An 8,763-nucleotide genomic window follows, 5' to 3' on the forward strand; every position below is an offset into this window, starting at 1 on the left:
ATGAGGCGCGTGACCCGCGCGGTTCTCATGCTCGCCGCCGCGCTGGTTGCGGCCTGGCCGTCCGCTGCGGCCGCGCAGCCCGATCCGCGGCAGATGTCGGGGATTCCCCTCCCCGATCCGCAGCTTTCTCCCGGAACCGTCACCGTCCGCGTCGTCCGTGGCACGCTCGACAACAATGTCACCAATCACCCGGTGGAGATACGCGCCGGCGACATCGCCGAGACCGTCATGACGGACGAGGAGGGCCGCGCCGAGTTCATCATGCTGAACGCGGGGGAGACGGTGATCGCGTCGACCGAACTGGACGGGGAGCGGATCGAATCGCAGCCGTTCGCGGCTCCCGGCGCCGGCGGGGTGCGGCTCATGCTGGTCGGGGCGGGCGACGCCGGGGCGGCCGACTTGCCGCCCGAGCCGGGGAACGTGAGTTTCGGCGCGGACTCGCGGATTGTCGTCGAACTGGGCGAGGAAAGCCTGTCGATCTTCTACCTGCTCGATATCTTCAACCCGCTTCTGGTTCCCGTCGAGCCGGACCACCCGGTCGCGTTCGCCCTGCCGTTCGGCGCGCAGGGGGCTACCGTCCTGCGCGAGTCCGCCGCGTCGACACGCATCGACGGTCCCAACGTGACGATGGGTGGGCCGTTCCAACCGGGCCTGACGCCGCTGCGCGTCGCCTACGTCCTTCCCTACGTGGGTCCCGCCGCCGCCGTGTCCCAGACACTGCCGGCGGACCTCGACGGCCTGCTGATGGTGGTGCAGAAGCGGGGCGCGATGGATCTGGCGTCGGACCAGATTGCGCGTCGCGCCGACATGACGCCGGAGGGGACGGACGAGACGTACATCTTCGCGGCGGGACCGCCGGTGGCGGCGGGGACGGCGATTGCGTTCGAGATTTCCGGTCTGCCGCACCACAGCCAGACGCCCGGTTTCGTAACCGTCGCCCTGGCGCTGGCGATTCTCGGCATCGGCGCCTGGGCCGCGGCAACGCCCGTCGCGGCGGAAGGGACAGACCGGCGCCGCCGCCTCGAGCAGCGACGTGAGAAGCGTTTCGCCGAGCTGGTCACGCTGGAGCAGCAGCACCGGAGCGGCAAGGTGGGTCCGACCCGTTACGGGAACCGCCGCGCCGAGCTGCTGTCCGACCTCGAGCGGATCTACGCGGACCTCGACGACGCGCTCACTCCTTCGACATGGCCACACCCAACCCAGCCGGCGACGGGCCGGGCGCGTTCGACTTCGACCGCCTGAGGCTCGACCGCGTCTCACGCCACTACGGCCGCCGCCGCGCGCTCTGGCGGGTGTCGCTGGAAGTGGCGGCGGGCGAAGTGGTCGGCCTCCTCGGGCCGAATGGGGCCGGGAAGTCGACGCTGCTCCGCCTTCTCGCCACGTTGATCGCGCCGTCCTCAGGCGCCGTTCACTACGGAGGGAGGACGGCACGGGAGCTGGGGGGCGCGCTGCGGCGCCGGATCGGCTACCTGTCGCATGACCTGCAGCTCTATCCGGAACTGACGGCGCGCGAGAACCTGGCGTTCTTCGCCAGCCTGTACGGGGATCGCCACCCCGACGGGCGGGTCGAGGCGGCACTCGCGGCGGCGCGTCTCGACGACCGCGCGGACGAGCCGGTTCAGCGGTTTTCGCGCGGTATGCGGCAGCGGCTTGCGCTGGAGCGCACGCTGCTCCACGGCCCGCGCCTGATCCTGCTGGACGAGCCGTTCACCGGCCTGGACGACCGCTCCGCCGTCGGCCTGGCCACGCGGCTGCGCGGGCTGCGCGGCGACGGACGGATCGTTCTCCTCGCGACGCACGATCTCGATGTCGTCGAAGACGTGATCGATCGCGCCGTGGTGCTGCAGCGCGGCCGTGCGACGCTTGTCGATCACGGGGAGCGGACCCTCCGCGAACGGTACCGCGCGGCGCTTGCTGCGAACGGCGCGGCGGCCGCGGCCCAGGGCCGGACCGCGGCGGCCGACGGAGCCGTCGGACCGGCCGGAACCTAGCCGATGGCCGAATTCTTCCGAATCGCCTGGCTCGTGATGCGGAAGGATATCCGCGTCGAGTCGCGCAGCCGGGAGATGATCTACACGACCACCTTCTTCGCGGTGTCGTGCGTCCTGGTTTTTTCGTTCGCCTTCGTTCGCGGCGGCGCGCCGGTCGAAGGAGCCGAGGCGGGAATCATCTGGGTAGCGCTTGCGTATGCCGGACAGCTCGCGCTGGGGCGCGCGTTCGAGCGCGAGCTGCACCACGACGCCCTCCGCGGGCTGCTGCTCGCCCCGGCCGAGCGCTCCGCCATCTTCGTCGGCAAGCTGCTCGGCATCATCCTGCTGATGGTGGTGGTCGAGGCGGTCGTGATCTTCTTCGTCGCTCTCTTCTTCGACGCGCCGCTTTTCGCACATCCTTTCCTCATGATCGGTCTGCTGGCGGCAGGCACCCTCGGCTTCGCGGCCGTCGGCGCCCTGTTCGCGGCAATGCTGACCCGGACCGAGAGCCGGGCCGTCCTGCTGCCGGTGCTGCTCTATCCGATCACGGTGCCGGTATTGATTGCCGGAGTCAGCGGGACGATCTCGCTGATTCAGCTCGATCCGAACCTCGACCTGGCCCGCTTCTGGCTCGCCCTCATCGTCTTCTTCGACGCGGTCTTCCTGACGCTCGCGTTATGGACATTCGAGCCGCTCATGACAGAATGACCGCATGCAGGGACGCTGGCCGGCCGTCTGGCTGATTGTCGCGGCGGTGATGTTCGCCGTCGCGCCGATCCTCATTGCCCAGGCCCCGAACGAGGCGACGATGGGCCTGGTGGCGAAGATCTTCTATATCCATGTGCCCGCCTGGTTCGCCATGTTCCTGGCCATCTTCATCTGCGGGATCGCGAGCGGCATCTACCTCTTCCGGGAGCGGAAGTCCGCCGACCGGCTGGCCGTAGCAGCGGCGGAGCTGGCCGTGCTCTTCGGCGCGATGGGCCTCATCACCGGTCCGCTCTGGGCGCGCGTCTCGTGGGGCGTCTGGTGGGAGTGGGATGTCCGGCTGACGCTGGCCCTGATTCTGGAGATGATCTTCATTGCCTACCTGCTGCTTCGCACCTACGGCGGTCCGGGATCCGAGAAGCTGGCGGCAGGTCTCGCCCTGTTCGGCGTCTTCAATGTCCCGTTCGTTTACATCTCGGTGAATGTCTGGCGCACCATCCACCCGGAGACGTCGGTCGTTCCGACCCTGAATCCCAGCATGGGCCTGCCGTTCTGGTGGTGCGTCGTGGCGTACCTGGTGTTGTTCATGGCGATGCTGACCGCGCGCCGCCGTCTGGAGGATCAACGCGCCGAACTCGACGAGCTGCGCCTGGCGTACGACGAGGACGCATGACGATGCGACAGACGGTTCATTGGGTGACGGTGACGACGGTTGTCCTGATCGCCGGGGCGCTCGGGATTGCCGCGCCGGGCGTGGCGGCGGCGCAGCCGGAGCAGGTGAACGAGTTCGTCCCGATCGACGAGTTGCCGCCGGAAGACCGACTGCCGGCGGCGCCGTTCCTGGTTGCCGCCTACTCGATCGTCTGGCTGCTGGCGTTCGGTTACTTGTGGGGGTTGTCCCGGCGCCTGAGCGGCGTGGAGCGGGACGTGCAGGATTTGCGGCGGAGTTCCGGCGGCGACGGCAGCGGGGGAGGCGCGGCCTGATGTTCGACATGACCGCCGGGCACTTCATCTTCATCCCGGCCGTCCTCCTGTTCGGCATCGTGATTGGCTGGATCCTCGGCTCGCGCGCCGCGGCCGATGCGTACGCGGCGGAACTGCGGCGCCGCGAGGAACGGGCGGCGCGGAAGGCACGGGCCGACGCCGCTTAGGAGCTCGTGCGGACGGACAAGATCTTTCTGGTCGGCTTCATGGCGGCGGGCAAGTCGACCGTCGCCGACGCGCTGGCGCGGCGGCTCGACTGGCGCTCCGAGGACATCGACAGCCTGATCGAGACGCGCGAGCGGTCCACGGTAGCGGACATCTTCGCAACCCGTGGCGAAGCGCACTTCCGGGACGTCGAGCGGTCCATCCTCGGCGAGCTCCTGCTGCCGCGCCACACGGTTGTGGCGACCGGCGGCGGGACCTTCGCGGACGCGGAGAACCGGCGGCGGATCAATGCGGACGGGGCGTCCGTCTGGCTCGACGTGACGTTCGACACGGTGGTCGAACGGCTCCCCTCCGACGGCCGCCGTCCCCTTGCGGCGGACCGGGTGACGATGGAAGCGCTCTTCTGGGCGCGTCAGTCCGCCTACCGCCAGGCCCATCTCCGTCTCGACGCCAACCGCGCGCCGGCCGGCGAGCTGGTCGACCGAATCCTCGAATGGCTCGGGGAGTGAGCCGGCGCCTAGCTGCTACCGGTCGACGTTCGGTGCCGCCGTCGTGTGCTATTGGCGGAGGGCGTCGAGCACCGCGAAGAAGCCGGGGTAGGAGACATCCACCGCTTCGGCGCCGGTAATGGTGGACGGCCCTTCGCAGGCGAGGGCCGCGACGGCAAACGCCATCGCCAGGCGGTGGTCGCCAGCGGCGTCGGCGGTTCCGCCGGCCGGACGTTCCCGACTCTCCGCGTGGAAACCGTCGGGCCGTTCGTCGACCGGGACGCCGAGGGCGCGGAGACCGGCGGCGAATGCCGCAATCCGGTCGCTCTCCTTGTGACGCAGCTCCCCGGCGCCGCTCACCGTCACCGGGACGCCATGTGCGGCGAGCGCGCCGATGACCGGCAGCTCGTCGATGAGCCCCGGGACGTCCGCCGGGCCAATCACGATCGGCCGTAGCGTTCCTCCCCGGACCGATACGTCGCCCGCCGGCTCGCCGGCCGCGCCACCCGCCGGACGCGTATCGATGACCGCTCCGGCGCCACGCAGCACGTCAATGAACGCGGTCCGGGTCGGATTCAGGCCGGTGCCTTCTATCGTCAGCTCCGAGCCGGACAACGCCGCCGCCGACGCGATCCAGAAGGCGGCCGCCGATGGATCGCCGGGCACCGTGAGGTCCGTCCCCCGCAGGCGCGCGCCACCGGTTACCTTGATCGCGCCGGCCTCGCGGAACACCGGGACGCCGAATGCGGCCAGCGCCCGTTCGGTGTGATCGCGCGTCGGGACGGGTTCGTGCACGCAGGTCGTTCCCGTCGCCCGCAGACCGGCCAACAGCACGGCGCTCTTCACCTGGGCGCTGGCGACCGGCAGCGTGTAGTCGATGGCAGTCAGGGCGCCGCCGGTAATCGCCAGTGGCGGCCGTCCTCCTTCCGCCGCCGCAATCCGCGCGCCCATCGCGGTCAGAGGCTCGATGATCCGCTGCATCGGCCTGCGGCTCAGTGACGCGTCGCCCATCAGTGTGGAAGTGAACGGGCATCCCGCGAGGATGCCGGCCAACAGGCGCATCGTGGTGCCGGAGTTGCCGGCGTCGAGCGGCGCGTCGGTCGGCCGCCACGCGGCCGGGCCGCCGCCGGCCACCGTCACCGCCAACCGTTCGCCGCCCGCGTCCGGCGCTGCTTCCACGCGCACGCCGAGGCCTCTCAGGCAGGCCAGCGTGGATCGGCAGTCGGCGCCGGTGGAGTATCCGGCGATGGTGGACTCCCCGTCCGCGAGCGCCGCAAGCAATGCGTAACGGTGTGAAATCGACTTGTCACCGGGCACCCGCAGCCGTCCGCGCAGCCGATCCGCCGGCGGCACGACGGTTGCGGCCGGCTTTCCGGCGAGCATCGGCGGATGTTAGCGGATCGCGCCTTGCCACGTTCCGCGGAGCGCTATATGGTTCGGTGACCGCCGACCGAACCGCATGCCTTACCCCGGCGTCCGGATCCGCTTCGACTTTTGCGCTCAGGCTGATCTGCTGGACCTGATCCAGTCGGTTGCCGACCACCTGAGCCGTACGGGTGGGCTCGACGACGAAGCGACGCACTGGGTCGGCGTCGCCGTCCGTGAGGGCGTGGTCAACGCCATCCGGCATGGTTGCCGCGACGACACGACGAAGCGGATAACGGTGGAGCTGGGCCTGGAGCCGCCCGAGAAGCCGGTCGAGCTGGTTGTGCGGGTCATCGATCCCGGCGAAGGTTTCGATCCGGACGATGTGGCCGATCCGCTCGCTGAAGAGAACCTGCTCAAGCCGACCGGCCGGGGCATTTTCTTCATGCGCCGGATGATGGATGACGTTACGTTGCGCCGTCCCCCCGAAGGAGGGATGGAAGTGCGCATGGTGAAACGACTGAGACCGGCCGTATGACGCGTGCCGAGGTGGATCCGCTGTGGATCGCGACCGCCGCCGAGGTGGTGCTGCATGCCGGCGCCATGCAGTGCGAGCGCTTCGGCACGGATGTCGCCATCGACAAGAAGGGCGTCATCGATCTCGTCACACAGGTCGACGTCGATATCGAGCGCTGGTTTCGCGCGATGATCGCCGCGCGTTTCCCTGGCCACCGCGTTCTGGCGGAGGAACTGGGGACCGAAGCGGAAGCTCCGCCGGCGGCTGGGCGCACGGACTATTGCTGGGTGTTCGATCCGATCGACGGCACCATCAACTTTACGCACGGCCTGCCGATCTTCTGTGCGTCGCTGGCCCTCGAAATCGACGGCGTTCCGTCCGTGGCGGCGGTTTACGACCCGATGCGCGAGGAGCTGTTCACGGCGGAACTCGGGAGTGGCGCGCGGCTCAATGGCGCGCCGTTACGCGTTTCCGAGGCGGACAACCTGGTCGACGCGATGCTCTGCACCGGCTTTCCCTACGACGTGCACGAGACGGTCGACGACGTCGTGGCGCTGTTCGGAGCGTTCGTCGCGGAATCACGCGCGGTCCGGCGGCTCGGTTCTGCCGCGATCGACCTCTGCTACGTTGCCGCCGGCCGTTTTGATGGCTTCTGGGAGGAACGGCTCCATCCCTGGGATATCGCCGCCGGTGCGCTGCTCGTGACCGAGGCGGGCGGCGTGGTGAGCGGCCTGGGCGGCGAGCCGTTCGTTTCGCGCCACGGATCGATCGTGGCCTCGAACGGCCGGATCCACGAGAAGATGCTCGCGACGATCCGCCAGCGTTCCCTGCAGCGGACACCCTGACTCCCCTGCGAGACAGGCCCCGCCGTGACGGTTTCCTGTCTTGTTAAACTATTTACCATTTTATTTCATATGAATGTTCGCTCCGTTGCTTCATAAAGCAATATATGGCCATTACTCTTAATAAGAAGCCGTGATTCCCTCGGCTGATCAAGTTGGCACCGATCGTGCATAGGCCCGTACCCGTGACGGATGCCACGGGAGGACCTCATGCGACGCACTACAACCCTCGGGACGCTGGCGGTGGCTATGGCAGTCGGCACGGCGTTGATTGCGGCCAGCGCAGCGCCCGCCCAGGCGCAGCAGTCATTTACTCTCGGGTACGGGCAGTTCAGCCTGAAGGATGTCGACAGCCGGATCGATCATGACGTCGTGCTGACGAACCTCGATCTGTTCGCCATCCGCGTGGGCGACTTCGATGGACGGTCGCTGACCGGGTCCTGGAACGTCGGAATCGGCGATCACCTGGAGGCGGGGCTGGGTCTTGGCTTCTACCAGAAGACGGTGCCGAGCGTCTATGCCGACTACCTCAACGAGAACGGGTCCGAGATAGTGCAGGACTTCCGCCTGCGGATCGTGCCGGCTACCGCGACGGTGCGTGTCTTGCCGTTCGGACGCTCCGCCCTGCAGCCCTATTTCGGCGTCGGGGTCGGAATGTACGCCTGGCGCTACGCCGAGTTCGGCGAGTTCATCGACTTCACCGACTTCAGCGTCTTCTCCGACCGTTTCGTGGCGACCGGCACCGACCCCGGCGGGATCATCCTCGGCGGGGTGCGCCTTCCGGTGGGAGATGCATGGTCGATCGGCGTGGAGCTGCAGTACCACCAGGCGACCGGAGTCGTCGGGCTGGAGAACGGTTTCCTCGAGGACGAGATCGACCTGGGCGGCCTGATGTCGCAGGTGACGCTGGGCGTGCGCTTCTGATCGTTTGCCCTCGTCTGGCGGTCCAAGCCGCCAGCCGTTGCGAACCGCGCGTTCAGCCGCCGAGCAGGGCGGCGGAGAGCACGCTGACGACGGCCAGCATCGTGGCGGCGAGCGTGCCCGTTAGCCAAAGGAACCTGCGATCGAAACGCTGCTCCATTGCTTCGAAACGCTGGTCCATTGCCTCGAAGCGCCGGTCGATGGATTCGAAGCGCCGGTCGATGGAATCGAAGCGCCGGTCGACCGCATCGAATCGCTGATCCATGCGGTTGCCCAGTTCGATGATCGCTTCGCGAAGCCCGTCGATACGGTTCGCGTGTTCCGCCACCCTGTCCTCGACTACGGTCAGTCGTTCCTCAACAGTCCTTACGGCCACTGCTCACTCCTGAGTATAGGTCGGCGCGCGTTTCCTCACGGCGCCGCGTTTCGGATACGCGAGGTGCAAGAAGCGTGCCGCCGCGCGCCCTTGCCGGCGCGCGGCGCAGAGTTCCTGGCCCCGGTTGCGGAGGTGGAGCAGGCTGCTGCTAGACTTCATACCACGCGGATAGTCACGCGGTCGACGGGGTTCCGCGGGTTCTGCGGACCTGAGCATGCGACACAGGATCAGGCGATCTTTGGGCGGGCTGCTCGCCTCGTGGGCGCTGCCGCTGTTGCTGGCCGGGACTGCGGCGGATGTTCTCGCCCAGCCGGTGGTGACCGCGGTCCGGGTCGTGGGGGGGCGCCCCGCGGCCGCCGCGGGGGGGGGGGGCGGCGGGGGTGCCCCCCGGGCCGCACGCACCGCGGGGGGGGCGGGGCCCCGGGGGGGG

11 protein-coding genes are annotated in these 8,763 nt (G+C 68.7%); 9 read left to right on the forward strand and 2 right to left on the reverse strand.

Annotation, left to right across the window (positions count from 1 at the left end; translation table 11 throughout):
- From F4Y45_16275 to F4Y45_16300, 6 genes are all read left to right on the forward strand, one after another.
- Positions 1–1,242 carry a hypothetical protein gene (locus F4Y45_16275; protein MXY26059.1) on the forward strand — a complete coding sequence of 414 codons (1,242 nt, stop codon included), beginning with the start codon at positions 1–3 and terminating at the stop codon, positions 1,240–1,242.
- Positions 1,185–1,991 carry a heme ABC exporter ATP-binding protein CcmA gene (gene ccmA, locus F4Y45_16280; GenBank protein MXY26060.1) on the forward strand — a complete coding sequence of 269 codons (807 nt, stop codon included), beginning with the start codon at positions 1,185–1,187 and terminating at the stop codon, positions 1,989–1,991. Before F4Y45_16275 ends, ccmA begins: the two co-directional genes overlap by 58 nt.
- 3 nt (positions 1,992–1,994) lie before the next feature.
- A complete protein-coding gene (locus F4Y45_16285; GenBank protein ID MXY26061.1) occupies positions 1,995–2,678 on the forward strand; it encodes a heme transporter in 684 nt (227 codons plus the stop codon).
- A 4-nt stretch (positions 2,679–2,682) separates the two neighbouring features.
- The gene (locus tag F4Y45_16290) at positions 2,683–3,348 is read left to right on the forward strand and encodes a hypothetical protein (protein MXY26062.1); all 666 of its coding nucleotides are present in this window, start codon (positions 2,683–2,685) and stop codon (positions 3,346–3,348) included.
- Positions 3,345–3,659, forward strand: coding sequence for a CcmD family protein (locus F4Y45_16295; GenBank protein MXY26063.1), 315 nt, complete (start codon positions 3,345–3,347; stop codon positions 3,657–3,659). Before F4Y45_16290 ends, F4Y45_16295 begins: the two co-directional genes overlap by 4 nt.
- A 173-nt stretch (positions 3,660–3,832) precedes the next feature.
- Entirely contained in the window at positions 3,833–4,333 is a 501-nt protein-coding gene (locus F4Y45_16300) for a shikimate kinase (GenBank protein MXY26064.1), read from the forward strand.
- A gap of 48 nt (positions 4,334–4,381) precedes the next feature.
- Here the strand turns inward: F4Y45_16300 and aroA are convergent, their stop codons facing one another.
- Entirely contained in the window at positions 4,382–5,695 is a 1,314-nt protein-coding gene (gene aroA, locus F4Y45_16305; GenBank protein ID MXY26065.1) for a 3-phosphoshikimate 1-carboxyvinyltransferase, read from the reverse strand.
- Between the two features lie 76 nt (positions 5,696–5,771).
- On the opposite strand from aroA, the gene F4Y45_16310 reads away from it, so the two are divergent.
- From F4Y45_16310 to F4Y45_16320, 3 genes are all read left to right on the forward strand, one after another.
- Complete coding sequence (locus F4Y45_16310; GenBank protein ID MXY26066.1) at positions 5,772–6,215, forward strand: ATP-binding protein; 444 nt, start codon at positions 5,772–5,774, stop codon at positions 6,213–6,215.
- Positions 6,212–7,039, forward strand: coding sequence for an inositol monophosphatase (locus tag F4Y45_16315; protein ID MXY26067.1), 828 nt, complete (start codon positions 6,212–6,214; stop codon positions 7,037–7,039). Before F4Y45_16310 ends, F4Y45_16315 begins: the two co-directional genes overlap by 4 nt.
- Positions 7,040–7,228: 189 nt before the next feature.
- Positions 7,229–7,960, forward strand: a complete 732-nt coding sequence (locus F4Y45_16320; protein MXY26068.1) for an outer membrane beta-barrel protein — start codon at positions 7,229–7,231, stop codon at positions 7,958–7,960.
- 52 nt (positions 7,961–8,012) lie between these two features.
- Here the strand turns inward: F4Y45_16320 and F4Y45_16325 are convergent, their stop codons facing one another.
- Positions 8,013–8,333 carry a hypothetical protein gene (locus tag F4Y45_16325; protein ID MXY26069.1) on the reverse strand — a complete coding sequence of 107 codons (321 nt, stop codon included), beginning with the start codon at positions 8,331–8,333 and terminating at the stop codon, positions 8,013–8,015.
- Positions 8,334–8,763 lie beyond the last annotated feature (430 nt).

Source organism: Acidobacteriota bacterium (genome assembly GCA_009838525.1).
Taxonomy (GTDB): Bacteria; Acidobacteriota; Vicinamibacteria; order Vicinamibacterales; family UBA8438; genus VXRJ01.